The 26,247-nt window shown below is 72.3% G+C and carries 23 protein-coding genes; 10 read left to right on the top strand and 13 right to left on the bottom strand.

Annotation, left to right across the window (positions count from 1 at the left end):
* Positions 1–97: 97 nt before the first annotated feature.
* Together ACFUJ1_RS03420 and ACFUJ1_RS03415 are read right to left on the bottom strand one after the other, a co-directional pair.
* A complete protein-coding gene (locus ACFUJ1_RS03420) occupies positions 98–907 on the bottom strand; it encodes a hypothetical protein (protein WP_378642001.1) in 810 nt (269 codons plus the stop codon).
* Between the two features lie 30 nt (positions 908–937).
* Positions 938–1,444, bottom strand: a complete 507-nt coding sequence (locus ACFUJ1_RS03415; protein ID WP_378641999.1) for a lipoprotein LpqH — start codon at positions 1,442–1,444, stop codon at positions 938–940.
* A 123-nt stretch (positions 1,445–1,567) separates the two neighbouring features.
* Here ACFUJ1_RS03415 and ACFUJ1_RS03410 point away from each other — a divergent pair, with 123 nt between their 5' ends.
* Genes ACFUJ1_RS03410 through ACFUJ1_RS03395 form a run of 4 tightly spaced genes read left to right on the top strand, consistent with a single transcriptional unit; the run spans position 1,568 to position 6,651 of the window.
* On the top strand, positions 1,568–2,923 hold the full coding sequence (locus ACFUJ1_RS03410; protein WP_378641997.1) for a hypothetical protein: 1,356 nt from the start codon (positions 1,568–1,570) through the stop codon (positions 2,921–2,923).
* Positions 2,923–3,870 (top strand): hypothetical protein, encoded by a 948-nt coding sequence (locus ACFUJ1_RS03405; protein ID WP_378641995.1) that lies wholly within the window; start codon positions 2,923–2,925, stop codon positions 3,868–3,870. The genes ACFUJ1_RS03410 and ACFUJ1_RS03405 overlap by 1 nt, the downstream gene beginning before the upstream one ends.
* Positions 3,854–5,410, top strand: a complete 1,557-nt coding sequence (locus ACFUJ1_RS03400) for a tetratricopeptide repeat protein (protein ID WP_378641993.1) — start codon at positions 3,854–3,856, stop codon at positions 5,408–5,410. The genes ACFUJ1_RS03405 and ACFUJ1_RS03400 overlap by 17 nt, the downstream gene beginning before the upstream one ends.
* A complete protein-coding gene (locus ACFUJ1_RS03395) occupies positions 5,407–6,651 on the top strand; it encodes a CHAT domain-containing protein (RefSeq protein ID WP_378641991.1) in 1,245 nt (414 codons plus the stop codon). Before ACFUJ1_RS03400 ends, ACFUJ1_RS03395 begins: the two co-directional genes overlap by 4 nt.
* Here ACFUJ1_RS03395 and ACFUJ1_RS03390 read toward each other — a convergent pair.
* The 7 genes from ACFUJ1_RS03390 to ACFUJ1_RS03360 all read right to left on the bottom strand — a co-directional run bounded on the left by ACFUJ1_RS03390 (position 6,639) and on the right by ACFUJ1_RS03360 (position 14,481).
* A complete protein-coding gene (locus ACFUJ1_RS03390) occupies positions 6,639–7,364 on the bottom strand; it encodes an amino acid ABC transporter ATP-binding protein (RefSeq protein ID WP_378641989.1) in 726 nt (241 codons plus the stop codon). The genes ACFUJ1_RS03395 and ACFUJ1_RS03390 overlap by 13 nt on opposite strands.
* 2 nt (positions 7,365–7,366) lie before the next feature.
* A complete protein-coding gene (locus ACFUJ1_RS03385; protein ID WP_378641987.1) occupies positions 7,367–9,157 on the bottom strand; it encodes an ABC transporter substrate-binding protein/permease in 1,791 nt (596 codons plus the stop codon).
* 78 nt (positions 9,158–9,235) lie between these two features.
* Positions 9,236–10,030 carry an LLM class F420-dependent oxidoreductase gene (locus ACFUJ1_RS03380; RefSeq protein ID WP_378641985.1) on the bottom strand — a complete coding sequence of 265 codons (795 nt, stop codon included), beginning with the start codon at positions 10,028–10,030 and terminating at the stop codon, positions 9,236–9,238.
* Between the two features lie 41 nt (positions 10,031–10,071).
* The gene (locus ACFUJ1_RS03375) at positions 10,072–11,451 is read right to left on the bottom strand and encodes a CHAT domain-containing protein (RefSeq protein WP_378641984.1); all 1,380 of its coding nucleotides are present in this window, start codon (positions 11,449–11,451) and stop codon (positions 10,072–10,074) included.
* Entirely contained in the window at positions 11,448–12,770 is a 1,323-nt protein-coding gene (locus ACFUJ1_RS03370) for a hypothetical protein (protein ID WP_378641982.1), read from the bottom strand. Before ACFUJ1_RS03370 ends, ACFUJ1_RS03375 begins: the two co-directional genes overlap by 4 nt.
* Positions 12,767–14,077, bottom strand: a complete 1,311-nt coding sequence (locus ACFUJ1_RS03365) for a hypothetical protein (RefSeq protein WP_378641981.1) — start codon at positions 14,075–14,077, stop codon at positions 12,767–12,769. The genes ACFUJ1_RS03370 and ACFUJ1_RS03365 overlap by 4 nt, the downstream gene beginning before the upstream one ends.
* Before the next feature lie 128 nt (positions 14,078–14,205).
* A complete protein-coding gene (locus ACFUJ1_RS03360) occupies positions 14,206–14,481 on the bottom strand; it encodes a helix-turn-helix transcriptional regulator (RefSeq protein ID WP_378641979.1) in 276 nt (91 codons plus the stop codon).
* 229 nt (positions 14,482–14,710) lie between these two features.
* Here ACFUJ1_RS03360 and ACFUJ1_RS03355 point away from each other — a divergent pair, with 229 nt between their 5' ends.
* Positions 14,711–15,964 (top strand): TetR/AcrR family transcriptional regulator, encoded by a 1,254-nt coding sequence (locus tag ACFUJ1_RS03355; protein WP_378641977.1) that lies wholly within the window; start codon positions 14,711–14,713, stop codon positions 15,962–15,964.
* Positions 15,965–15,982: 18 nt separating this feature from the next.
* Here the strand turns inward: ACFUJ1_RS03355 and ACFUJ1_RS03350 are convergent, their stop codons facing one another.
* Positions 15,983–17,080 carry a ThiF family adenylyltransferase gene (locus tag ACFUJ1_RS03350; protein WP_378641975.1) on the bottom strand — a complete coding sequence of 366 codons (1,098 nt, stop codon included), beginning with the start codon at positions 17,078–17,080 and terminating at the stop codon, positions 15,983–15,985.
* Complete coding sequence (locus ACFUJ1_RS03345; protein ID WP_378641973.1) at positions 17,077–18,483, bottom strand: phenylacetate--CoA ligase family protein; 1,407 nt, start codon at positions 18,481–18,483, stop codon at positions 17,077–17,079. The genes ACFUJ1_RS03350 and ACFUJ1_RS03345 overlap by 4 nt, the downstream gene beginning before the upstream one ends.
* 138 nt (positions 18,484–18,621) lie before the next feature.
* Here ACFUJ1_RS03345 and ACFUJ1_RS03340 point away from each other — a divergent pair, with 138 nt between their 5' ends.
* The 3 genes from ACFUJ1_RS03340 to ACFUJ1_RS03330 all read left to right on the top strand — a co-directional run bounded on the left by ACFUJ1_RS03340 (position 18,622) and on the right by ACFUJ1_RS03330 (position 23,975).
* Positions 18,622–21,111, top strand: a complete 2,490-nt coding sequence (locus tag ACFUJ1_RS03340; protein WP_378641972.1) for a hypothetical protein — start codon at positions 18,622–18,624, stop codon at positions 21,109–21,111.
* A 58-nt stretch (positions 21,112–21,169) separates the two neighbouring features.
* Positions 21,170–22,786, top strand: a complete 1,617-nt coding sequence (locus ACFUJ1_RS03335; protein ID WP_378641970.1) for a tetratricopeptide repeat protein — start codon at positions 21,170–21,172, stop codon at positions 22,784–22,786.
* A gap of 103 nt (positions 22,787–22,889) precedes the next feature.
* Positions 22,890–23,975: an ABC transporter ATP-binding protein gene (locus ACFUJ1_RS03330; protein WP_378641968.1), complete on the top strand. Its 1,086-nt coding sequence runs from the start codon at positions 22,890–22,892 to the stop codon at positions 23,973–23,975.
* A 521-nt stretch (positions 23,976–24,496) separates the two neighbouring features.
* Here ACFUJ1_RS03330 and ACFUJ1_RS03325 read toward each other — a convergent pair.
* Both ACFUJ1_RS03325 and ACFUJ1_RS03320 read right to left on the bottom strand, forming a co-directional pair.
* Complete coding sequence (locus tag ACFUJ1_RS03325) at positions 24,497–24,721, bottom strand: hypothetical protein (RefSeq protein ID WP_378641966.1); 225 nt, start codon at positions 24,719–24,721, stop codon at positions 24,497–24,499.
* Positions 24,718–24,924 (bottom strand): hypothetical protein, encoded by a 207-nt coding sequence (locus tag ACFUJ1_RS03320; RefSeq protein ID WP_378641964.1) that lies wholly within the window; start codon positions 24,922–24,924, stop codon positions 24,718–24,720. The genes ACFUJ1_RS03325 and ACFUJ1_RS03320 overlap by 4 nt, the downstream gene beginning before the upstream one ends.
* 227 nt (positions 24,925–25,151) lie before the next feature.
* Here ACFUJ1_RS03320 and ACFUJ1_RS03315 point away from each other — a divergent pair, with 227 nt between their 5' ends.
* Positions 25,152–26,042, top strand: coding sequence for a helix-turn-helix domain-containing protein (locus tag ACFUJ1_RS03315; RefSeq protein WP_378641962.1), 891 nt, complete (start codon positions 25,152–25,154; stop codon positions 26,040–26,042).
* Entirely contained in the window at positions 26,039–26,245 is a 207-nt protein-coding gene (locus tag ACFUJ1_RS03310; RefSeq protein ID WP_378641960.1) for a DUF397 domain-containing protein, read from the top strand. Before ACFUJ1_RS03315 ends, ACFUJ1_RS03310 begins: the two co-directional genes overlap by 4 nt.
* Positions 26,246–26,247 lie beyond the last annotated feature (2 nt).

Genomic DNA, 26,247 nt, shown 5'->3' with positions numbered 1-26,247 from the left:
TTTGCCGGGCAACCGGCGAGCATCCGCCGAACGCGAACGATCCCGGTGTCTCGGGGAGACACCGGGATCGGTGGGGGGCGGGGCTCGGCGGCGGCTTTCATGCGCTGATCGGGATGGCGATGACCACCTCGCTCTCGTCCTGCGGCAGGTAGTGCGTCCGGAGGATGCGGCCGACCTGCACGTGCCCGACCGCGGTCGGCGGCACGTACTTCTCGGTGCGGGCGGTGAAGGTGCTGCCGTCCGGGCGGGTGACGACCAGCCCGAGCACGACCCTGGTGTGGCCGTCGCGGATCTCGCCGGGCACCGAGAGCGTCTGCACCACGGCCTGGGTGGCGATGCCGCGCTCGGCGATGTCGAGTTTGCCGCGGGTGGTGAAGCCCTTGCGCAGCATCGCCTCGTTCATGGCGTGCTGCGCCGCGCGCTGGTCGCCGGAGAGGTCGATCTCGACCTTGTCGGTGCGGTGCGGCAGGTAGCGGACCGGCAGCACCACGCCGGGGCGGAGCATCGCCATCTGGTGCTGCGGGACGACCAGCTTCGCCACCGAGGGGAAGACCTTGCCGTCGGCGCCCTCGACGCTCAGGTCGATCCGCAGCTGGGGCTGGTGGTTCAGGGTCACGCCGGTGTGCCGGACCGCCCGCACCGTGCCGAGCCCGACCCCGGCATTGCGGTACTCGGCCGAGTTGTTGCCGGTGAGCGCGGAGAGGATGCCGTCGCCGGTGAAGGCGAAGACGATCGGGGTGACGGTCAGCGCGATGATCGGCAGCGCCATCTGCGGGCCGACCCAGGCCAGGATGTCCTGGCCGTACTCGTCGGGGCCGTCGTAGGTGAGGCCGTGCAGCAGGTAGTAGCCGAAGGCGACGACCAGGAAGGCTGCGGCGACGGCGCGGGCGATGGTCTTGAGGTTCATGGTGGTCTCTCCGGTGCGGGTGGGAGGGGGTCAGCCGCCGACGACGGTGGTGCAGGCGAAGGTGATCTCGAAGGGGATGTTCTTCGGGCCGGCGAGGGGGTCGGTGAGGTCGACCCCGCCGACGCCTTCGCCGGTGACGGTGTAGGTGGTGCCGTTCTTGGTGACCTTCGCCGAGCCGCCGGGGGCGCCGGCGCCGTAGCCGACGGCGTAGGGGGTGCCGCTGCTGCCGCCCTTGGTTCCTGCGATGGCGACGGCTTGGACGCTGTCCTCGCCCTGGAGGGTGGCCGAGACGCTGAAGTTGCCGTAGGTGGTGTTGTTCAGGTCGGTCAGGGCCAGGGCGAGGGTGCCGCCCTGCTTGGCGCAGGTGGTGTCGAAGCGGGCGTCGATGGTCTTGCCGTCGACCTCGGCGGTGGAGTTGCCGGAGGTGCTGACCGGGGAGGTGGCGGTGCTGGTGGTGTTGTCGCTGCAGCCGGTGACGAGCAGGGCGAGGGCGGCGGCCGCGGCGGTGGTGGCGATGGCGAGGCGGTTGGTGCGCATGGGTTTTCGTTCCTTCGTTCTCGGGTTGTTCGGCTTCCGGTGAGGCCGTTGAGATGAAGGTAGGAGGGGTTCGTGCCCTACCGATCCCAGCTTTCGCCACGGGCAAGGCGCTAACCTGGTGCGATGCGACGACCCCGGGCCGCTGTGCTCGACGAGGTGTGGCGCGGGCTCGACGGATTGGCGCCGCTCAGCGGACCCCAGGGCGGGCCGCTGCGCCGCACCGTGAAACTGGTGCTCGACCCGCTGGTGATCCGGCCGGTGCAGTACCCCGCCTGCGCGGGCCCGGTGCTCGACGCCGACGGCATCGCCCTGCTCACCGCGCGGCTGCACGCCGCCGCCGACGACCTGCGCGCGACCGCCGCCTGGTTCACCCTGCTCAAGCAGGTGCGCCGGGCCTCGAAGATCACCGACGGCAACCCGCAGGACCTCTACTTCCAGCGCTGCTTCGAACTGGCCGCCACCCGCGGCACGCCGGAGCCGCTGCGCGACCGGCCCGTCGCCGAGGCCGCGCTGCGCGAGATCCACGACAACCCGGCGGGCCGCACGGTCGCCGTGCTCCGCGCGCACCTCACCGACCCGGCGCGCGCCGCCGAGCTCGCCGCGCTGCTCGCGACGGCGTGGGCCCGCCGCCCGCTCACCGAGACACCGACCCCCGACCACGCCGCCGCGCTGCACACCCTGCTCGACGCCTGCGCCGCCGCCCGGCTCACCGACGGCGTCGACAACGGCCTGCGGAGCTTCGACGACCTGCTCGACGCGCACGCGGGCACGCACGCCGGGATCGAGCTCTGGCAGGTGGTCACCGGCTGGACCGCCGCCGAGCTCGGCTTCACCGCGCGCCCGGTGCCGCAGCAGCCCGCGGTCGGCAGCTCCGCCGCGACCGCGCAGCTGGGACGGCCGTTCGACCGCACGGTGTACGAGCGGGTCTTCACCGTGCTGCAGGGCGGCACCGAGCGGGCCGACCTGCCGACCGTGCCCGAGCTGGTCGCCGCCGAGGTCGCGCGCAGCTGCGCGCCGCTGGCGCTGCTGGACGAATCGTTGCGGCTCACCGCCACCGCCGGGATCGCGCTCGCGCTCGGGCTCGCCCCGGCCGGGGTGACCAGGCCCGCGCCGGACGGGACGCCGGGAACCGAGCCGGACGCCACCGCCGCGCACCGGATCGTGAACGGGCGCTGGCGGCGCGAGGCGTACGTGCTCGCGGCTCGGCGGCTCTCGGTGGCCGGTGCGCCTGGACCCGACGCCGAGCCGCTCGCCGCTATCGCCGCCGATCTCTCCCGGCCGTGGCGGCCGTACCTGCGCAGACTCTGGGTCCGGCTGCACGGGCGGGATGTGCGCGCCGCGCCCGTGTACGACCCGGACGAGCTGTGGGACCTGCTCGACGGTGTCGCCCGCTCGGTCATGCTCGATCACCGGATGCGGGTGAAACAGGTGCTCAGCGCGCGCGCCGAGCTGGAAACCCCGGCACAGAGGGCGGGCTGATGGTGACCGTCGAGGTGCGCGGGGTCGACGGGTTGACCGTGCTCGCTCCCGTCGGGGCGCCGACCGTGCTCGATCCGGTGCCGGGGGTCGGGGTGCTGGTGCTGGAGGTGTCGGGTGGGCATCTGACCTGGGATCTGTTCGGTGACAGCGTGGTTCCGGCTGCGGTGCTCGAAGATCCGGCGGCCGCGCAGGACTGGCTGTGGGCGCTGTACGGCGAAGCGGCGGCGGTGGCGGTGGCCGATGGCGTCGACGGGCCGCTGGACGCCGAACCGGCCGATCCCGGGCAGGCCGAGGATGCCCGGCGGCTCGCGTACGCGCACTGGGCCGCCCGCTGGTGGCCCGCCTCCACGCTCGACGGGATCGCCGCGCTCGACCCCGGGCTGCTGGACGCCGAGATCGCCGAGCTGACCGCCGCCTGCGACGCGCTGGTCGACGGTGCCGACGCGGTTGTCGCGGCTTCGGTCGAGGTGCCCGCGCGTGCGGAGGACTACGCGCTGGCCGCCGGGGACGGGGTTCGGGAGGGGATGGTGCTCCGGCGCGGCAGTACCGGGTGGGCGTGGCATCGCTGCCCGCCCGGGGTTGTCGATGCCTCCGAGCAGGCGCTGACCTGGGAGTCGGTGCGGCAGGGCGGGTCAGGGGTGCTGCGGGTCGACGTCGTCGCGGCGCCGCGGACGGTGCCGGTGCTCGTGCCCGCGCACCTGCGGCCCTGGGTTCGGGTCGGGGAGCTGCGGGCTCCGCTCGATGCGGCCGCCGATCGCTGGGTCACCACGCTCGCCACGCCGGAGGGTGCGGAGCCGGAGCTGTTCGTTCCCGGAGTCGGCTCGGCGCAGCCGGATTCGGCGGCGGATCGGGTCCGGGTGCGGGAGTTCGCCCGTGCACGGTTGTCCGGGGCCGGTTCCCTCCTGCGCGCCGAGAGCGCCGCCGCGGCCGATGACTCCGACTTCTGATCCCGGCGCAGCTGTCCCCGACTCGGTCGGCGGACCGGAAGGCGCGGCGGGCCACGCCGTGCTGGCGGCGGGGGCCGCGGCGTACGCCAGGGGCGACGTCACCGAGGCGCTGCGGATCTTCCGCGCGGCGAGCACCGGCCCGGACGAAGCGATCCGGCTCGCCGCCCTGACCAATGCCGCGAGCATGCACGACGAACTCGGGCAGCACGCCGAGGCACTCCCCCTGCTGCGCGAGGCACTCGCGCTGATGCCCGCCGACGCGATCCGCATGCGGCCGCACGCCCTGATCAACCTCTCCCAGGTCCAGCAACACCTCGGCGACCTGGACGGCGCACAATCCTCCCTCGAGGAAGCCCACACCCTGCTGGCCGACAGCACCGACCCGGAGCTCGGCCGGGTCCGAGTCGCCTGCCTGCTCTCGCTCACCGCCGTCGCCATCCACCGCGACCACTGGTCCCGCGCCCTGGAACTCGCCACCGAATCACTCGACGCCGCCGTCCGATTCGCACCCGACCTGGCCGGACACCCCCTGCTGAACCTCGCCGCCGCACACTTCGAAACCGGCCGCACCGACCTCGCCCTCGACTTCGCCGCCCAGGCGCGAGCCGCCTTCACCGAGGCGGACGACCCCAGCGCCCGCGCCGAGGCCGACCAGAACACCGCCATCATGCTCGCCCGCGGTGGCCGCCCCGCCGAGGCGGCCGAGCCGCTGCGCCGCAGCCAGGAGTACTTCGAGCGGGCCGGGCTCGCACACCGCGCCGGAATCGGCGCCAAGCTGCGCGGATTCCTGGCCGAGGGCGCCGAGCGGTTCGCCGACGCGGAGGCGGCGTACCGGGGCGCACTGACCCGATTCGAGGCGTCCGGCGCGGTGCTCGACGCCGCGGAGGTCCGGGTGCGGCTGGCGACCGTCGCCGCCCGCACCGGCCGCCTCCCGGCCGCGGAAACCCTTCTCGACCAGGCATTCTCGACCTGCGCGGAGCGCGGCATGACCACCCGCTGCGCCCAGATCGACTACTGGCACGCCGCGCTGATCGAAGCGTCCGGACCGGACCAGGCACTCCTGGCCCGCGGCACCGACCTCGCGGTGATCGCCGCCCTCGCCCTCGACGCCGTGCGCTTCACCTTCCCGGACGGCACCCAGCGCGCCCGCTGGAGCGACGAGATCGCCGACCCGGCGCTGAAGGTCGCCTTCCGCCTCGCCTACGCCTCCGGCAACGGTCAACTGATCGCCGAACTGATCGAAACCCGCTGCGCCGGAACCACCATCGACCTGGACCGCAGCACCGGAGCCGCGGCACCACCGACCCTGCCGCTGACCTGGATCGACCCACCGGACGGACCGGGCGGCGCACTCACCGCGGGCGGCGCGGTGGAGCTGGGCATCGCACTGGCCGAGGTCGCCGCCGCCGCCGGCCTCGCGGTCGCCCCACCGCCGCGGATCGCCCTGCCGGACGGCCGGATCGCCCTGGCCGCGCACCTCGCCGCCGCCGAGCAGCGCTACGGCAGGCCGGTACGGGACAGCCGGGTGGTACGCGCATGACCCCGACGGCCTACATCCGGATGGCCGACGCCGGTGACCTCTACCTCTGGTGGCGCTGGGAAAATCACACCGCCGCACCGGGAATCGGCGTCGTCCCGGAGGCCCAGCTCCGAGCGGCACTGGACGAACTCACCGCCGCCCTGCCCGACCCCGCCACCCCCGGCAGCCTCGAGAACGCGCTCACCGCGGGCGCGCTCGCAGACCCGCACCGCGAACAGCACCTCGCCGAGCAACTCGCCCGCGCCTTCCTCCCCTGCAACCTCGCCGTCGCCCTGCACGAGCTCATGACCAGCGGCATCCGCCCGCACCTTCGCATCCAGCCCGCGCCGCGGGTGGCGCAGGTGCCCTGGGAGCTGCTCGCCCCCGACCCGACGATCCGGCTGATCGAGATCGCCGACATCAGCCTGCTGCCGCCGGTCAGCGTGGTCAGGGCCCGCGAACCGCGCCCGTGGGACCCCGCCCTTCCGGTCGTCGCCGTGCTCGACCCGCGCGTCCCCGGTTTCCGCGCCGACTCCGCGCTCGGCTCGGTGCTCGGCCGCCCCGACCCGGCCATGCCGGTGGCCCGCCGGGTCGCCGAGTACGCCGCGACCGGCAGACTCGCCCCGCGGGCCGCGACCCCGGCCGATGCCTTCCGCCGCACCGACCTCGACCGCGACCTGCTCGGCGAGCTGCTGCGCGCGGGCGCGAGCAGGCTGCTGTACGTCGGCCACGTCACCGCCGCCGCGCCGGAGTCCGGCCGCAGCGAGGAGGCCGCGCTGCACCTTGCCTGCCCCGCCGAGCTGCCCGGTTTCGCCGCCCCGCTGCGCACCCACCGCCCCTTCACCGCGAAGGACCTGCTGCTCGGCTCGCACACCCGCGACCCGGACCCGCGGCCGGGCAACCGGCTCTGGCCGATCCCGGCGCGGGTCGCGCTGATCGCCTGCGAGAGCGGCGGCGACCTCCGCTTCGGCGAGGCGCTCGGCCTGGTCACCGCCATGATCGCGGGCGGAGCCGAGCTCGTCACCGCCTGCCGCTGGCCGCTCCCCACCGACCTCGCCGTCCAGCGCCTGGCCGGCGCCCCAGCCACCGCGACCCCGCTGCAGGACACGATCTGCGCCATCGACGCCGCCCACGAACACCCCGACCCGGTCACCGCGCACGCCGACTGGCAGCGCGCCCGCCTCACCGCCTGGCGCGGCACCCCATCGCCCGCCACCGCCCCGATCCTCTGGGCAGCGCCTGCGACGGTCTACAGCACCTGATCGAGGAAGGTGCGGAGGCGGGGGGTTTCGGCATTGTCGAAGACGGCGTCGGGGGCGCCGTGCTCGACGACGACGCCCTGGTCCATGAAGACGACGGTGTCGGAGACCGAGCGGGCGAAGCCCATCTCGTGGGTGACGACGACCATGGTCATGCCGCCGGCGGCGAGCTCGGCGATGAGCGCGAGCACGCCCTTGACCAGCTCCGGGTCGAGCGCCGATGTGGCCTCGTCGAAGAGCATGAGCTCCGGCTCCATGGCCAGCGCGCGGGCGATAGCGACGCGCTGCTGCTGGCCGCCGGAGAGGTTGCCCGGGCGCGATTCGACCTTGTCGGCGAGCCCGACCCGCTCGAGCTGCTCGACGGCGACCGCGCGGGCCCGCTCGGCGGAGAGCCCCTTGAGCTTGCGCGGGCCGAGCGCGACATTGTCGACGACCGACCGGTGCGGGAACAGGTTGAACTGCTGGAAGACCATGCCGATCCGGCGGCGCAGCCGGTCCGGGTCTTCGGTGAGCACCGACTTGCCGTCCAGCAGCAGGTCGCCGCTGTCCGGTTCGTGCAGCCGGTTCAGGACGCGGAGCAGGGTGGACTTGCCCGACCCGGACGGCCCGATCACGGTGACCGTCCGGCCCGCGTCGACGTGCAGGTCGACGCCGCGCAGGATGTGGGTGCGGCCGAGGGTGAGGTGCAGCCCGGTTCCGGTGAGCGAAGCACTCATGATCAGCGTCCTTCGGTGATGGCGGCCTGGTCTGCCGGGTCGATGGGCCGGTCCGGGCGGCCGGTGCGCATCCGCCGGTCGATGTAGTTCACCAGGTGCGTGAGCGGAATGGTCAGCAGCAGGTAGACGAGCCCGGCGGCGACCAGCGGCGAGAGGTTGCCGGTCTGCGCGTTGAGGTCGCGGCCGACCGCGAAGAGCTCGCGCTGGCTGACCAGCAGGCCGAGGAAGTAGATCAGCGACGAGTCCTTGATCAGCGCGATGAACTGGTTCATCAGCGCGGGCAGCACCCGGCGCACGCCCTGCGGGATGATCACCAGCGTCATGGCCTGCCGGTAGCCGAAGCCGATCGCGCGCGCCGCCTCCAGCTGCCCCGGCTCCACCGACTGGATGCCGGAGCGGAAGATCTCGCCGATGTAGGCCGAGGCGAGCAGCGCCAGCGCCACCGCGCCGAGCCAGTACGGGTTGTTGCCGGTGATATTGCGGACGATGGGGCCGACGCCGAGCCCGATGATCAGGATGATCACCACCGCGGGCAGCCCGCGGAAGATGTCGGTGTAGACCCGGGCCGGCCAGCGCAGCCACCGGGTGCGCGCGATGCCCGCCACCGCGAGCAGCATGCCGAGCACCGTGCCGAGCACGCCGGAGACCACGGCGAGGATCAGCGTGTTCGGCAGCCCGGTCTTGATCAGCTCGGGGAATGCCTGCTTGTACAGCGACCAGTCGAAGAAGGTGTCGCCGAGCTGCTGCAGCGTCGATTTCGGCGCTGCGACGGCCTGTTCCGGCTGCTCGTTCTGCGCGGCGAGCGCGCGGAAGTCGGGCAGCTCCGGGGTGGGCGCGGCGCGCGAGCCCGGCTTCCAGCCCGGCGGCAGCTCGCGCGGCACCCAGTCCTGGTAGAGCCGGGCGTAGGTGCCGTCCGCGATCACCGCGTCCAGGCCGCTGTTCAGCGCGTCGAGCAGGGGCTGGTTGGTCTTGGCGGCGGCATAGCCGACGAAGTTGTCCAGGCTGAAGGTGTTCTCCGCGATGGTGATCGGGTCGCCGGGCGCGATGGCGCCGTCGGCCTGCGCGGATGGCGCCACCCAGACGTCGACCTGGCCGGATTTCAGGTTCGCGTAGGCGGTGTTGTAGTCCGGGAACTTCACCGGGTCCAGCCCGAGCTGGTTCACCACGAACTCGTCCTGCACGGTGCCCTGCACCACCGCGATCCTGGTGTCCGGCTTCAGGTCGGCGAAGCTCCCGATCGCGCTGCCCGCGGGGGTGACCAGCGAGAAGTAGCCGAAGTCGTAGCCGTTGGTGAAGCCGACGAGCTGGCGCCGCGCGTCGGTGGTGGTGATGTTCGACGAGCCGACGTCGTACCGGCCGGCGGCCACGCTGGCGAGCAGGCCGGAGAAGTCGGTGGTGGCGAAGTCGACGGTCAGCCCGAGTTTGCCCGCGATGGCCTTCAGCAGCTCGTTGTCGAAGCCGGTGACCTGGTTGCTGCTGTTCACGCAGATGCTCGGCGGGGCGTCCGAGAGCGTGCCGACGCTGAGCTTGCCCGGCGTGATCAGCCCGAGCTTGCCGACGTCGATCGAGCTCAGCGGCACCACGTTCGGGGTGGTGTAGCGGTCGGCGCCCGCGCCCTGCGGGGCGGCGAGGTTGGCCGGGGCCGCCGAAGCCGCTGTCGGCCCCGGCGGGGCGCACAGGTCACGGGCCTGCCCGCCGCCGTCGCCCGAGCCGCACCCGCTCAGCACGAGCGAGGCGACCGCGAGGACCGCGGCGAGCAGGGCCGACGAGCGGACCGCACGGGATACCGACATGGGAACCCACCCTAGCCGCGCGACAGCGAATCACCGGCTATCAGGCGTCTCACAGCGCGAAACCCTTGCGCCGCTCGGTCAGGACAGCCCGACCACCGACTCCGGGTTCACCTCGTCGCGCCACCGGATCGCCTCCTCGACCTGGCTCAGGTCGTAGTCCGGCCCGCTGGTGCCCACCGTGAAGAGCGTGACGCCCGCCGCGTGGAACTCCTTCGCCCGCTCCACCCCCGGCCACGCCGTGGACTTCTCGATCCGGCCCGCGTCGGTGCCCGCCGCGGCCGCGTGCTCGGCCAGGATATTGCTCTTGCGGGTGAAGGTCTCGAGGTCGCCGAAGCTGTGCCAGATATTGCCGTACTCGGCCACCAGCCGCAGCGTCTTCTTCTCGCCGCCGCCGCCGATCAATACCGGGATGTGCCTGGTCGGCGCGGGGGTGAGCTGCTTCAGCCTGGCGTCGATCCGGGCCAGCCCGTCCTTCAGCAGCGCGAGGCGACTGCCCGCGGTACCGAACTCGTAGCCGTACTCGTCGTAGTCGCGCTCGAACCAGCCTGCCCCGATACCGAGGATGAGCCTGCCCCCGCTGATGTGGTCGACCGTGCGCGCCATATCGGCGAGCAGGTCGAAGTTCCGGTAGCCGCCGCCGGTGACCAGCGCCCCCAGCTCCACCCGCTCGGTCTGCTCGGCGATCGCGCCGAGCATGGTCCAGCACTCGAAGTGCGCGCCCTCGGGGTCGCCGGTGAGCGGGTAGAAGTGGTCCCAGTTGAAGACGATGTCCACCCCGGCCTCCTCGGAGCGCAGTACCGCGTCCCGGATGAGCTGGTACTCGGGGGCGTGCTGCGGCTGCAGCTGAACTCCGATGCGAACCGGTCGGCTCATGCTCTGCTCCTCGTCGTCCGTTGGGTGTTCCCGGGGCGAGGCTACCGGCGAGACCCGGTCACCGCCGGGGGCGCCGCGACCGGACGGGCACGCTCCCCCGCCGCCGCCGAGTCCGGAACGGGCACGCCCGGCCTGGCCTTCGCGACGGTGGTGGAGAGCGCCGCCCAGATCAGCGGGGTGTCGGCGACGCCGATATCGCCGCCGCCGCACCAGTGCCGCAACCGGTCCCGCTGCCAGGCGGTGAGCACGGCAGCCGGGTCCTCGGTCTCGTGCGCGGCGTCGACGCGCAGCGCGAGGTCGATGGTCGGGCTGCCGGTCGGCATTCCGACGGCGCGGAACGCGGCGGTCGACGGGGTGACCCAGCGGGTGGTGGTGATCAGCTCGGCGCCCGCGTTGGCCATCGCGACGACCAGCCCGAAGGTCTCCATGGCGCGGTAGTCGGCGCCGCCCTCGCAGGCGATCACCGCGACCCGGGGCGGCATCGGCCACAGCACGTGCCCGTCGGCCGGGCCGCCGGTCCCGTACGGGCGCCACCCGGCTTCGTCGGCGGAGTGCGTGCCGAGGAAGAGGTCGAGCGCCGAGAACGGGCGGTGCGCGGCGGGCCCGGCGTTCCCAGCCAGCGGCGTCGCCCGGCCCCAGATCTGCTCGCCGTCGGAGAGGTGCAGGGCCGCCGAACCCGGTTCGTCCGGCTTCGCGCTGACGTGCCCGAAGTAGAGGAACCGGGAGCGCGGGGTGCGGAGGGCGGCGCTCAGCTCGACCCGAGTGAATCGGGCGCCGATCGCGACCTCCAGATCGTTCTCCGAAACCCGGTCGCCGTACTCGAAGAGCCGGTTGGTGAACGAGTTGACATCGTCCTGTTCCAACGTCTGCGAAAGCCCGTCGAGCCCGGCGGGGAGCACCGGGTCGATGACGGCGAGGATCGGCTGCTCCGCCCGCGCCGCCCAGCCGCGCGGGGTGACCGCGCGGTCGGCGTGCACGGCGGCCGGCAGCTCGTGCTCGATGCGCGCGAGGTCGAGCAGCCGGTGCTCCGGGGTGACGACGAGCAGTTCCCAGGGCACCGAGGCGAGCCGCGGGCTCGGCGTCAGCCGCACCCGGATCGCCGTCCCCGCGGCGGCCCGCCGTGCGAGCTGTTCGCGCAGCGCGGGCGGCAGGATCACCGCGGCGAGGGCGGCCGACAGCTCGCGCTCCCGACCGGGATCCGCGAGTTCACCGGTCACCAGCGCGCGGCGCGCGGCCTCGTCGCGGCTCTCCGTCGGCGACAGCTGCGCGGGCAGCGCCCGCACCAGCCGGGTGAGCAGGGCGGTCAGCTCGGCGGCCGGGAGCACCGTGTACTCCGGCCGGTCCGGGTCGTCCAGCCAGCGCCAGTACAGGTAGGTGTCGCCCGCGTCGACCGCGCGGATCAGTACGTCCACCTCGTTCACGCTTCGTCCTCCGGTGGCAGCAGATCGGAAAGCAGCAGGTCCGCGGGGGCGGTCGCCGCTTCGCGCAGGACCGTCAGGTAGTCGGCCACCGCGGTGCGCCGCGCGGTCAGCGCGAGCGATTCGGCGGCGGGCGGCAATGCCTCCAGCGTGCGGACCGCGTTGCCGACCGCGCGCCGCGCGGCTATCAGCGCGGTCACCGCCGAGCCGCCGTCGGCGGTCGCGACGGCGGCGATCCGCCGCTGGTTCCAGCCCTCGATCAGGTAGCGGTCGATCTCGGCCAGGCTCCGGCCGATCGGCCCGGCGCGCAGCTCGTCCGGTTTCGTATCCGGGTCGAAGAGCCCGAAGGCGAGGGCGTCCAGACTGTTTCCGTGCAGCGGCAGCACCGCCACCACCGCGTTGCCGCGGACATCGGCCGCGCTCACCTCGATGATCCGGCCGGTCGCCTGCTCCGCCGCGTAGGCGAGCAGCTCGCCCGCCTCCCGGCAGTCCGGGTCGACGCCGGCGGCGAGATTCGCGGTGAGGACGCAGGATTCGTCCGGCTGCCGCTCGATCGCGAGCTCCGGCGCGCGTGCGCCGTGCCAGGCGATGATCCGCGGCGGAATCGCGGTCAGGTCGAGCAGTGCCTGAGCGCTGGCTGGGCCGGTGGCCTCGCCGCCGAGCGTGGTGCCCATCGGCACCGCGGAGAGCGCCGCCTCGCGCCCCCACTCGCTGAGCAGCGCGGCGAGCGTCACGTCGGAGAGCGGCGGTGCGGGCGGCTCGGCACGCAGCCCGCCGACCGCGAGCCCGCACGCCTCCGCCGCGGCGAGCGCGGCCCGCAGCGGCTCGGCGGCCGGTTCCGGGAGCGTGCCCGCCAGGCCGCGCTCGCCGAGATCGCGCAGCGCGTACTCGCCGAGCCGGAACAGCCGCCCCGCCGCCGCCGGATTGCCGACGGCGTGCTCGGCCACCGCCCGGTCGAGCAGCAGCGCACCGTGATTCAGCCGCCGGGTGGTCCACCGCGCGACCGCCGCGACGGTCGCGCGGCGCCGCCAGGCGGGCGTGAGCGGCGGGCACTCCAGCGCCGACACCGACTCCCCGTCCGCGACCAGCGCGGCGACCAGGTCGGGCGGCGCCGCCGCGCCGAAGACGAGTTCGAGGACACCGGGAGCGATGCCGGGCTCGAGCACCCACGCGGCGGGCACCTCCGGATACGCCGGGTCGACGCGGACCGTGAGCCCGCCCGCGGCCAGCTGCACCGGCGGCAGCACCGGCACCCGCCGGGACCACCAGCCGACACCGCCCGCCTCGTCGACGGTGAGGATTCCCCGCTGCGGTTCGCTCATCGGTCCCGCTCCTCGTCGTCGAGGACGATGTGGTGGGCCGCGATCAGCTCGATCGCCCGCTCGCGCGCTTCCGTCACGGCGGCGTCCGGGCGGGCGGGCAGCGAGCCGACCGCCACCACCAGCAGGGCGCGGACCAGCGCCACCGCCGCCCGCGGGGTCCCGGTGACGGCGGCGTTCGGGCGCCGCGCGCCGGGCGCCAGGTCGGCCTTCCAGTCGGCGCGCACCCGGGCGTCGAGGTCGCGCCGCGTCGGACCGTCGAAGGTGGTGTCGCCGAGGATCTCCAGGGTGATCCGGCGCTCCCACCAATCGCTCTGCGCACCGGGGGCGCGGTACCGCTCGGCGACCGCGACCGCGACCGCGGCCGCACGCAGCTCGAGGCCCGGCTCCACCTCCGGGGCCGCACCGAGCAGGTCCGGCTCGAGCGGAACCTCCCTCCACCGCCGCGCCTTCCGCATGCCATCCTTCTCGAAGCCGCTGATCATCCGGTGCACGATGACCGCGTTCTCGATCGGGGTGCCTGCCTTCTCCATCTTGGTGAGCGTCTTCAACGCTCGCTCGTAGGCGATTCCCCAGTATTCGCGCTTGTGCCGCAGCTTCGGGTCGGTGCTGAACTGCTGCTCCAGGACCCGGATGACGTTGCTCTGGTCGTGTGCCGGTGGCGCGGCCGGTGCGGCCCCGTAGGCCACCTCCAGCGCTTCGATGCTCGCCCTGACCACCTCGGCGGCATCCGGATCGTCGGCGAAGTCGGGCTCCTTCGCCACGAGTTCGTCCCGGTACTTGCGCATCGCGACCGGGTGGTAGGTCGCGCGATGTCGATCCGGCTCGGCCACGAACGCGGTGACGTCGGCGGCCGAGCCGAGCACGCCGCCGGTCGCCACCATGGCCTCACGCACCACTTTCGGCACCCGCCGGGCGAATTCGCGCACCGTTCCGTCGAGCCCCGACGGCATCCTGCGGGGCCGCTGCTCGTGCGCGGCGGCGGCGAAGCCGGCGCTGAAGCGGGCCAGCGGATCGGCGCAGTCGGCGTACAGCTCCGAGACCCGCAGCCAGCTCTCCGGCGCGTTCTTCGCCTCGTTGACACCGGCCAGGTACGCCGCGGTAGCGGTGTAGGCCTCCGCGACCCAGCCCGTCGCCCCGAGCTGCCCGGACCAGCTGGTCATCTCGATCCCGAACAGGGGCTTCGGCGGTTTCGGCGGCTCCGCCCGCGCCACCCACTGCTTGATCAGCAGGGGGCGGGAGCAGTCCTGGTCCCGGCCGTTCACCCACCAGAGTGGCCGCACCCAGGTAGCCCGGGGATATGTGGGCATGGAACCTCCGTATTCGTCACCGCACTGCCGATCGGCCCGATTCTGAGCCGAATTCGGCGGCGGTGTCTGCATTTCGACCACCAGGTCGTTCGAATGGCGGACAGCGAGGCGGGCAATTACCGACCGGTCTAAATCTTCTCCAGATCGAGCAGCCCATCCTGCAGAACGCGGGCGAGCAGCTGCGCCTTGGTATTCGCGGGGCGGCCGACGCTGTCGTACTTGGCCCTGCTCCTGGAAAGATGGGTATTGATCGTGCCGATCGCCAGGTAGAGCTTGCGGGCCACCTGATCCTTGGTGTCCGCGAGGATCCACTCGACCAGCACCTCGGCCTCGCGGCGGCTCAGCTTCGGGTCGGCGTAGCGGCGGTTCGGCTCGTTCGCTTCGGAGCCGCGCGTCGTATTCATCAGACATCTTCCTCGTTTGCTGCCGAGTCGGCAGGTGATCTCGGGTTCCATTTCATGAGACCCCTTTTCGGTCCCGGCTTCACTCCGCCTCGCGAGGCGGTTATCTCTCCCGTGAGACAATTCGGTCTCACGCGCTGTAACGCATTCGACTCGGCGGCGGATGTGACCAGCGCAGACAATCGCCGCGTCCGCAAACGGGGATGCCGCTGTACCAGGGGGTTACACACTGATGGCCGACGATCCGCTGACCGGGCGAATCATCGAGGCGGGGCTGCGGCTGCTGGCCGATCAACCCGCGCAGGTGCTCGACCGCGGGCTCAACCGCAACCTGGTGGCACTCGCCGCAGGCACCGCGCCCGCGACGTTCCACCGCAAGTTCAAGGTCAAGGACAACTTCCTGGACGCGGTCGTCGCCGCGCTGCCGCCCGCCGTTCCGTACGACGAGAAGGAGCTCCGCGCCGAGGCCGAGGGCCTGGCGGCCGACGGGCAGCACGGGTTGCGCGCTGTTCGCACGCTCGTGCTGCGCCGCTACGCCGCGCTCACCGACACCCGCTGGTTCACCGGGCACCTGCTCGCGCACTGGCTGGCGCCGTCGGCCCCGACGGTGAACGCCAGGGTCATCGACTCGTACCGCAGCCGCGACCGGATCGCGCACGCCGTGCTCGAGGTCGCCTTCGAGAAGATGGGCGTGACGCTGCGCAGGCCGCTCAACGCACGCACCGTCGCCCTGGTGATGAACGCCCTGATCGAAGGGGTGCAGCTGCGGATGCGGGTGGATCCGGCGAACGTCAGCGCGGAGTTGCTCGCGGACGCCCTGGAGGCGCTGCTGACCGGCGCCGTCGACTTCGACGAGCGGCACCGCGCCCTCGGCGACGCCCTCCCGCAGCAGGCACCGGCCGTCCCGCTGCCCGCGAATCCGCGGGCAGCGGTGATCGCCGCGGCGCAGCGGGAGTTCGGCAGGCGCGGGTACTTCAACACCAGCCTCGATCTGATCGCCGAGACGGCCGGGGTGCCGCGGGACAAGCTGGACCTGCTGTACTCCAGCAAGATCGACATCATCGAGAAGGCACTGCGCTCCCGGATCGACGCCCTCACCGTCACCGTCGACGACGCCGTCGCCTTCGGCGAGCCCGTCCGCGTGACCATCGAGCGCTTCCTCACCGGCTGCGCCCAGCTGGTGGCGGACGAGACGGTGTTCATGGACGCCCTGCTGCTCGCCGTCGCGCACGACACCTACGGCGAGTCCGAGCGGATGCGCTCGGTCAAGGAGAAGCTGCACCTGCCGCGGATCATCACCGAGGTGGTCCGGACCGGTCAGCGCTCGGGCGAGCTGACCGATGCCTGGTCCGCGGAGGACCTCGCCGCCTGGATGACCAACACCGTGCTGATGCGCTGCTTCACCCGGCGCACGGAGTCCGCCGAGGTCAACGCGCGTTTTGCCGCCGCGATGGCCTTGGACGGGCTCAGCGGGACCGGCGCCTGAACGCCGGTCCCGCACCGCTCACCCGGTCCGGAGCCGCGCCGCGAACTCCTCGGCGCCGAGCTCGTTCCAGCGGTCGGCCCGGTCGGCCGCCTCCCCGAACACCGCGCGATCGAGATCCAGCCGGTACCTGCCGGATTCGAGCTCGGCGCCGCAGACCAGCATCCGGGCCGCGAAGGCGCCGAAGGCCCCCGCCGCCACCGCCGCCGTGCCGAGTTGCGGCCAGGTGGGCAGCGTGCGCCCGACCTCGCTCAGCGAGAAGCGCGTCCGCGGCGTGACGTCGGTGCCGACGATCGCGGTGGCGAGCGCCGCGCGGGTGCGCGGCTCGCGCAGATCGGCCTCGGTGAAGCGGCCGAGATCGCCCGCCCTGCCGTGGAACAGCGGGTAGCGCCGGTCCAGGTCGAACCGCTCGACGTCGAGGATGACGTTGTCGCCGTTGTCGGTCACCATCAGTACCGGGATCCCGCGCTCCCTTGCCTGCAGCCGGATGGCGACCTTCATCGGCAGGTCGTCCATCTCCTCGAACAGCACCGAGAGCGAATCCGCGCCCGCGCCGAGGAATTCGGCCGCGAGTTCGGGCCGGTACCCGGCGTCGAAGCGCGCGGTCTCGGCGTAGGGGTCGAGCTCGAGCACGCGCCGCTCGGCCAGTTCGGTCTTGGCGGCGCCGAGGTCGCAGACCGACGCGGTGAGCCGGTTCAGGTTGCTCAGCGCGAGGGTGTCCGGGTCGGTCAGGCGGAAGCGGCGCGCGCCGGTGAGCGCGCACGCCGTCAGCACCGAGCCGCCGACGCTGAGCCCGGCGATCCCGATCCGGGCGGTCCGCCAGCGGCGCTGCTCACCGGCGTCGATCAGGTGCCGGTTCCTGGTGGTGCGCACCCGGTGGAACAGCCCGGAGTCCGGCAGCCGGACCAGGGTGCGCCGCCACGGGAAGAGGACGTAGCGGCTGGCCCGTTCGACCGAGGCGGGGTCGTCCGGGTGGAACGCGCCGCCCGCGGGGCCGCGGAGGGCCGGATCGGCGTCGATGCCGATCCAGCCGTCCACGTAGCGCACCCCGGAACCGGGCGCGCGCAGTGCGGCGATGCGCTCGGCATCGACGCGGGGGTGCAGGATTTCGACGGTCATGCGGCGGCCCTCCGGCTGCGGTGCTTGATCGGGCCGCCGTACCCGTCGGCGGCGAAGTGGTCCAGCGCGACCTCGGGCTCGGCCGCCGCGCCGTAGGTGCGGTGCAATTCGCGATATTCGCTGCTGACCCGGCGCAGGCTGTCGACGACCACCTGCCCGACCAGCTCGGCGAGCCCGGGGCCGGGGGCGATGCCGCGGCGCAGCTGCACCCGGAGCCGCAGCTCCGAACGGAAACGCTCGTCGTCGACGCGGTCGAGCAGGAACTTTCCGGTCAGCGTCGGGGTCAGCCGCGGATCGGCGAGCGCGGCGCGGAGCGCCTCGTCCGGGATCTTGACCGAGTAGAACGTCGCCGCGACGCCGCTGCGGCCGTGCAGCACCACATAGCGCGCGCCGCGCACCGACGGCCGCAGCTCGTCCGGGCACCCGGCTCGGCGCAGCGAAGCGCGCAACTGCCCCGGGCTCAGCACGGCGCCCTGGTCCCCGATCCGATAGCGGATGAGGGGCGTGCCGGGCGCCGCGGTAAAGAGCAGCTGCCCCTCCGCATCGGTCTCGACGTATCGGTAGGCCGGATCCACCTCGACCAGGGTCGGCATGGCCGCCGCGCCACCGAGGATCTCCGGGTGCTCGATGGTGTACCTGCGCACCGCGATCGTAGACGCCGTCTCGTGCCCGACCATTCCCAGGTCCGCGGTGCCGTAGATCAGGCACGACGCGTCGAACCGGCCCGGCTTGCCCGCCAGCTCGAGCACGTTGTCCCGCCACGGCTCGCTGATGTTCTCGCCCGCCATCAGCAGCCGCAGGTCGACGCCGCCGAGCTCCAGGTCGTCGGTGTCGAGCACGTCGCGCAGGAACGGCGGGTACCCGGCGACGACCACCGTGGTGTAGTGCGGGCCGAGCCTCCGGATCGCGTCGCGGATCGCAGGCACATCCGCGCCCGGGGTGATCACCGACACCGGGACACCGCGCCCGTGCAGGCCCGTGATCGCCTGGTAGGTGTAGGTGCCGCCGATCCAGTTGCCCATCGCGAACCCCACCACCACCAGCACCGAGCCGCTGTCGGCGTCGATGGCGCGCAGGATCCGCCGGTGCAGCTCGATCGACTGCTTCAGCGCGACCGTGCCGCGGGCCCAGTAGGTCGGGCGCCCCGAGCTCCCCGAGCTGGCGGACCAGGTCTCGGCGCCGCTGATCCGGCCGAGCGGCAGCAGCTCGTGCGGGGGGTAGGCGTTGATGTAGTTGTCCTTGGTGACCGGCGGCAGCTCGGCGAAGTCGCGCGCCGTGCGGATGTCGTCCGGATCGATGTTGTGCCTGCGCAGGAAATCCCGGTAGGCGGGGACGTACTCCGCCGTATCCCGGAAAGTTCGCAGCGCGCCGGTGAAGCCCGGCGGCGTGTGGCGCTGTGGCATATCGCCACATCTCCCTTCGTGTCGAGCGGCGCCGGGGTCGGTGCCGCACAACATCCCCACCGATTCCCCGAAGCTCGCCATGCGGGTCGGCCGCTCGGCGGACAGACACCCGGTGGCGCGGCTGGCAGAGTCGGACCGGTGTCGACCGGGCCGGAAGATCGCAGGGAGCGCGCCGAGTATCTGTTCGACGCGGCGCTCGGCGCCGCGGAGTCCGGCGATCAGCGCGGCGCGGTGATCGCCGCGACCACGGCCTTCGAGCTGCTGCGGGCGGATGGCCCCACCGAGCTCGCCGCGGTCTGTGCCCTGCTGGCGGCCGAATCCTGCTACGCGCTCGACGATTCGAGCGGCGCGAGAGGCTGGCTGCGGCGGGCGAGCGAGGTGAACCGGAGCATCGGCAGGCTGCCGGAGGCCGCGGCGTGCGAGTTCGACCTGGCCGCCGCCCTGGCGGCGGACGAGGAGTGGACACCGGCCGCGGCGGCCTTCGCGACGGCCGCCGAGCTTTTCGGGCAGGCCGATGAGCACGAGGACGCCGCCGACGCGCACTGGGCGGGGGCCGAGATCGCACTCCAATTCGACGACAAGGCGCGCGCGCGAACGCTGTTCATCGCCGCGAGCGGGCACTACCGGCTCGCCGGGCGGATCGAGGAGCAGGCTCGCTGCGAATTCCTGGCCGCGATGGCCGATGTGGAGCTGGAACGGAAGGCCGAGGCACTCGGCCGGTTCCGGGTGGCGCGCGAGCTCTTCGAATCCAGCGGGCACCCCGGGGAACTCCCGGAGTGCGACGAACAGATCGGCGACCTGCTCGACGCGGCCGGGCAGCGCGCCGCCGCCGCCGACGCCCTGCTCCGCGCCGGTGCCGGGTACACCGCACTGAACAGGCACGGGGACGCGGGCGGCTGCTGGTTCCGCGCGGGCACAGCGCTGCTGGCGAGCGCGCGCATCGATGCGGCGATGCGCGCCATGGAGCAGGCGGAGGGCGCCTTCGCCGCGGCCGGACGCCCCGATCTCGGCTTCGGCATCCGCGAGGTGCGGGCGGTCGCCCTGGAGGATCTCGGCCGCTACCCCGAGGCGCGCACGCTGTACTCGGAGATCCGCGCCCACCACCTCGGCACCGGCGAGCGCGCCGAAACCGCCTGGTGTGACACGAATATCGCGACCACGTACATGGCGGAGGGCGACTACGGCACCGCGGAGGCGCTGCTCGTCGGCGCGGCGCCGACGCTGCGCCGGGCCGACCCGGCCCGCTACGCGAAGAACCAGATGTTCCTCGGCGTGCTGCGGATGCAGCAGTCCAGGCACGCGGAGGCCGCGGCCCCGATCGAGACCGCGCTCGCGTACGCCGAACGCGGGAACGACCGGGAGCTGATCGGCGACTGCCTGTTCCAGCGCGCCTCGGTGTCTTTCTACAACGGTGCGGTGACCGCCGTCAGCGACGATCTCGACCGCGCGGAGGAGCTGTTCACCGTCGCCGGGATGCCTGCCAAGATCGCGCTCTGCACCCAGTGGCGCGCCGTCGCCGCCTACGGTGCGGGCCGGTTCGCCGAGGCGGCGCGGCTGCTCCTGCAGTGCCGCGCGGTGCTCGCGGCGCACGGCAACCTCAGGCACGTTGCCGTCTGCGACAACCTGCTCGGCCTCGTCCACACCGAATCCGGCGACCTGGCGGCGGCCGAGCCCGCCTTCGAGCGCGCCCTGCGGGCGGCGCACACCCTGGGGCTGACCGCCCTGCGCGCGGGTATCGAATCCAATCTCGGCGGGCTGCTGCTGCGGCGCACCGAGTACGCCGAGGCGGAGCGGCACTTCCACGCCGCCGAGACCGCGCTCGTCCCGCTCGGCGATTCGTTCGCGGTCGCGAACTGCCGGGCCAACCGCGGTGGCGTCCTCGTTCTGCTCGGCAGGCAGCGGGAGGCGATCGCGCTCCTGGAGGCGGCGAGCGCCTACTTCCGCGCGCACCCCGAGTTCCACCGGCACAGCGCGGCGTGTGCGCGCAATATCGCAGTCGCCGAGCTGGTGGCGGGCGACGACGCCACCGGGCTCCGGCACCTGGCCACCGCCCGTGCTGCCGCACTCGCCGCGGGCACCACGCTGGAGGTCGCCCGGTGCGACATCCTCGCCGCGGGGCTGCTCGCCGGGGACCCGGACGCCGACCTGGGTCCGGCACTCGACCTGGCCCTGCCCGCCGTCCTCTACCTGCAGCGGCAGCGCCACCAGTTCACCAGGGCGGCGAGCCGCGCCGCGTGGGCGACGGCGAACGAGGAGTTCCGGCTGCAGATCGTGCGCTGGATCGACCGCACCGCCGACGCCGGGCTGATGGCCGAGTTCATCGAGGACGCCATCAACTCGTCGGCCTTCAGCACCGGCACCGAGCTGCCGCCGGACGGCCCCGGCGCCGCCCTGGCCGCGGAGATCTCCGCCGCCGCGCTGGAAGTGGACGACACCGCCAGGCACGTGGTGCCCGTGATCCGGCCGATCCCCGCCAACGGCGCGCTGATCGCGGGCGCCGAGCTCCCGGTGCGCCCGCCGCCGCTGCTGCGCACCCCGGACGGCCGGATCGTGCTCGACGCCTACCTGCGCAGCGCCGCCGACCGCTACGGCCCGATCGAGCGCGATGTGCTGGTCGGCGCCTGGTGACCGTCGGATCTCGGCGCGATCGACCAGCCGTCCCGTACCACAGCGAACAGGAGAGCCCGTGCCGCGAGATCACATCGCCGACGCGCTGGTGGACGAGGCACGGGCCCTCGCGAACCACGGTCGGCTCGAGCCCGCACTCGCCACCTACCAGAAGGCGCGCGACCGCTGGGCCGCAGCAGGCGACGACAGCGAAAGCGCCTGGTGCGACACCCTGATCGCGACCGTGCACACCATGCGGGGTGCCATCGACACCGCGGAGGCGCTGTTCGAGCGGGCCGCGCCGATCCTGGAAGGCACCGATCGGAGCCGCTACGCGCTGTGCCTCTCCAGCCTCGGCGGGCTGCAGTTCGGCCGCTCCCGATTCGCCGATGGCGCGAGAAACCTGGACCTGGCGCTCGCCATCACCGAGAGCGGAACGGATCGCCTCGCACTCGCGGACTGCCTGACGTATCGGGCGGTCACCTATCTGAACGCGGGAAACCCCGCAGGCGTCGACGGCTGGTTGCGCACCGCGGAGCAGATCTACCTCGAGCTGAACCAGACCGCGAACCTGAGCCGCTGCAGGCAGGCCCAGGCCATGGCGCGCATGCGCAGCGGCCGGTATCAGGACGCCGAGAAGGCGATGCTCGAAGCCCGCGCCACGTTGGCCGCCGAGGGAAACGTCGGTGACGTCGCAGTCATCGACAATCAACTCGGCGTGCTCTACCAGACCGTCGACCGCGTCGATGACGCCGTCGCCGCGTTCGAGCGAGCGCTCGGGGCGCTCCGCCCCGGCGAGACGAACGACCTGGCGGGGGCGCTGCACGGCAATCTCGGGGGGCTGCACGCCCGGCGCGGACGGCTGACCGAGGCACTCGCGGAATTCGCCGCCGCGGAGGCGATCTTCACCAGGCTGGGCGATCACGCCAGGAGCATGGTGTGCCGGGGGAACCGCGGTAGCGCGTTGATGCGGGTGGGGCGAATCCGCGAAGCGCTGCCCCTCCTGGAGAGCGCGTACGGCTACCTCCGACAGCATCCGGAACTCGAACCGGATGCCACGCTCTTCAAACGGAACATCGCCCACATCAACGGCATGCTCGGCAACGAGGGGGCGACGCTGCACCATCTGGCGGAGGCCAGGAAGGCAGCCGAGCGGGCCGGGAACACGCTCGAGATGGCCCGCTGCGACCTGCTCGCCGGTGTGGCGCTCGGCCCGCGCTCCGACGACGACATCACCCCGGTGCTCGATCTCGCCGGTCCGGCGATTCTGTTCTTCTACCGGCAGCGGCAGCAGTTCAGCGCGGCGCCGGACCGCGCCGCGTGGTCCGCCGGGCAGGGCAAGGTGCTGGAATTCCTCTTCGAATGGCTGGTGCGGATCGCCGACCCGGGACTCATGGCGGAGCTGATCGAGGTCTGCCTGAACTCCGGCGCCTTCACCACACCCGACCCGGACACCTCCGAGACCGCGACCGCCCTGGCGACGCGGATCGCGGCGGTGGCGGGCAACGACCACCCGACCGTCCCCGGCCTGACTCCCGCGGCCAACGGCGCGTTGATCGCCGGCGCCGAACTGCCGGTCCAGCCGCCGCCGCTGATCCGCTTTCCCGGCGGCGGGATCGCGCTCGGCGGCCTGCTGGAGAGCGCCGTGCACCGCTACGGCCTGGTCGAGCGGGCGATCGAGGTCGACGCCTGGTGAACCTGCCCGGTGCGCGCGACGAAGGCACCCGATAACATCCCCGCCGATTCCCCTACTCGGATCGTCCGGCACGTTCCTGCCGGTGAAGGGATGGTCATTCACCGTGGCCACGGTTACTTTCGAACACGCCACCCGGCTCTACCCGGGCAACCCCACCCCCGCCGTCGACCGCCTCGACCTGGAGATCGCGGACGGGGAGTTCCTCGTCCTGGTCGGCCCGTCGGGCTGCGGCAAGTCCACCTCGCTGCGCATGCTGGCCGGGCTGGAGGAGGTGAGCGACGGGCGCATCCTGATCGGCGCGGACGACGTCACGCACGCCGAGCCCAAGGACCGCGACATCGCGATGGTGTTCCAGAACTACGCGCTCTACCCGCACATGACGGTCGCGGAGAACATGGGGTTCGCGCTCAAACTCGCCAAGGTCGCCAAGGACGAGACGCGGGCGCGGGTGCTGGAGGCGGCCAAGCTGCTCGACCTGGAGCCGTACCTGGAGCGCAAGCCGAAGGCGCTCTCCGGCGGGCAGCGGCAGCGCGTCGCCATGGGCCGGGCGATCGTGCGGCAGCCGCAGGTGTTCCTGATGGACGAGCCGCTCTCCAACCTGGACGCCAAGCTGCGCGTGCAGACCCGCACCCAGATCGCGCAGCTGCAGCGGCGGCTCGGCACCACCACGGTCTACGTCACGCACGACCAGGTCGAGGCGATGACCATGGGCGACCGGGTCGCGGTGCTCAAGGACGGCAGGCTGCAGCAGTGCGCGACCCCGCGCGACCTCTACGGCGACCCGGCCAACGTCTTCGTCGCCGGCTTCATGGGCTCACCGGCGATGAACCTCTTCACCCTCCCGGTCAGCGACGGCGCGGTGCACCTCGGCGGCTGCCCGATCCCGGTGCCGCGCTCGGTGACCGACGCCTGCTCCGGCGCGCTCACCGTCGGCATCCGGCCGGAGCACTTCGAGCTCGGCAGCGATTCCGGCATCGCCATGGAGGTGGACGTCGTCGAGGAGCTCGGCTCCGACGCCTACCTCTACGGGCGCACGCTCGGTGATTCGCCGACTGGGGCGGCCGACGAGACGGTCGTCGCCAGGGCGGATTGGCGGAATCCGCCGCCGAAGGGGGCGAAGTTGCAGCTCGGGGTCGCCGCGGAGCACGTGTACTTCTTCGACGCGGCGAACGGGAGCCGGCTCAACTGAGGTGCCGGGGCGCGGTCGTCGGGCCGCGCCCCCGCAGTCCGACCCCTCAGAACCCGATCTGGCCTGGGCGAGTTCTGTTCACAGTCAGTTGAGCCGGATGCCGACAGCCGCGACTTCCAGGAATCGCGCCCGGGCAGTCATGAGCGCTACGCGGACCTCGCGCGGCTCCGGCTTGGCGCACCGGAACCAGTGGGCGAGTGCGGAATTGTAGTCCTGCCAGGCCACTTCGTACTCCGCCAGAATCCGCTGGGGCGGGAGTTCGCTCCGCGGCTCCGTCGTGCTTGTAGGGGTGGTCGAAGGTGGCATACGTGAGCTGCTTCCGGTCATCATTGTCGTTGGGCCAGAACGCGAGTCCGAGGAGAGTCAGCACGCCGGGAACGAGGAGGGCGAGAGTCCAGAGCGTCATGCGGCAGCGCTCCCGGCCGCAGGCAACTGCGGGCCGCCAACGATGAGCGCTTCCCCGGCCGCGTTGAGGTTGGGGCCGCTCTGCGCTTCTCCGGCGGTGTGCCGCTCCGGATACCTCACAGCAGGTACAACCTTTCGTTCGGGAGCCGCCGGAGGTCGGCGCTCGGATTGCCGCTCAACGCTGCGCACATATCGGTGCGGCCGGTCAGCTCGCGCAGGAACGCCGTCGCGGCGGTGAGGCAGGCGCGGTATCGGAATTCGACCTTCTCCGGACCGATGCCGACCAGCACTGAGACCCGCACGTCCGGCTGATCGGGGGCCGGGGACTGCTCGGCCGTCATCGCGCCATCTCCAACGCTTCGCGCAGCGAAACGGGTGGTTTCACCCCGGACGCAGGACGCGGCACCGCGCCCGGGGTGGTTTCGGGATTGCCTGCCCATTCGCGGAGCGCCGCGGCGAAGTGGACAAGCAGGGGAAGCGGCAGCGTCCGGCACTCGCCGATTCGCCGCGGGAACGGCATTCGTTGCGGCAGCGCGCTGGACATATGACTTCCTCACAGGTCTGGTTCTTCCCCACCGCCACCGGCTGATCGCCGTAGCGGTGCCGATTCAGTACAACCCAGATCGGTGGCGAATAGACTGCTCGCAGAGGATGTTCCAGCGAATTGGTTGGACGTCCATTCAGGGGCGGTCCACTAAAAGTGGGTCCGCCGCGAGGCGGTCCACTACGACCCGGCCCGCGGTGGACCTACTCTGTAGGGAGGGAAGACAGATGACAGGCTCAACACTGCCGCGGCGGGCACTCGGCCGGATCCTGCGAGATTTGCGCGACGGATCAGGGAAGAGCCAGCTCGCAGCGGGTTTGTGTATCGAGGTGTCCAAGCAGACGATCGGCAGGGTCGAGGATGGGAAACCGGCGCGGATCAGCACCGCTCAGTACCGCGACCTGCTCGACTTCTACGGTGCGAGCACCGATGTCCGCGACGAGTTCTTCGGGCTGTTGCAGGAACTCAGGGCGACCAAGGGCGATCCAGCCAATGGCTGGTGGCGGGCGTACGCGGATGTGGTCAACCCCTATTTCGACCACTTCGCCAGCTTGGAGCAAGCGTGCGTCCGGCTGAACAGCTACCAGATGACGCTGCTGCCCGGTCTCTTGCAGACGCGGGACTACCGCCGATGGATCGCGACCACCACCGACCCGGCTATGTCGCTTGTGGACATAGAGCGGCGACTGGAACTCCTCGCGAGTCGGCAGCAGCGAATCTCCGAGGCGGACAATTTTCAGCTCTCGGTGCTGCTCGCCGAACCTGTCCTGCGACATCGAGTCGGAAGCGTCAGCATCATGGCCGAACAGCTTCGACACATCGCGGATATCAGCAAGGCGCCCAACGTCTCCATTCGTGTCGTTCCGTTCACGGCCGAACCGCACACGGGACTCATTACCCAGAGTTTCACCCTCTTCGAGTTTCCGGCGCTGCCCGCGCGGCGAGAAGTGGAGCCACCGATTGTTTTCGTGGAGGGCTTTACCGGCGCGCTCTTCCTCGAGGAAGAGGAGTCGATAGCACGCCATCGGGCGGCCCTGAAGTCCATCCAGTCGACAGCGCTGGACGAGGAGAACACGAGGCAACTCGTGGAACAAATCGCAGAGGAGTACGAATTGTGAGCGCTGACCTGACCGGGGCACGCTGGTTCAAGAGCACGTTCAGCCAAGCGGGCGGGGACTGTGTGGAGATTGCTCACCTGGACGGTGGACGTACTGCTGTACGTGACTCCAAGAATCCCGCCGGCCCCGTCTTGGACTTCACCCCGTCCGAGTGGACAGCATTCGTCGCCGGGGTCAAGGCCGGGGAGTTCGGCCAGGCATAGCC

Source organism: Nocardia sp. NPDC057227, from assembly GCF_042669725.1.
GTDB classification, from domain to species: domain Bacteria; phylum Actinomycetota; class Actinomycetes; order Mycobacteriales; family Mycobacteriaceae; genus Nocardia; species Nocardia asteroides_A.
This window is presented reverse-complemented; position numbering and strand designations above follow the sequence as displayed.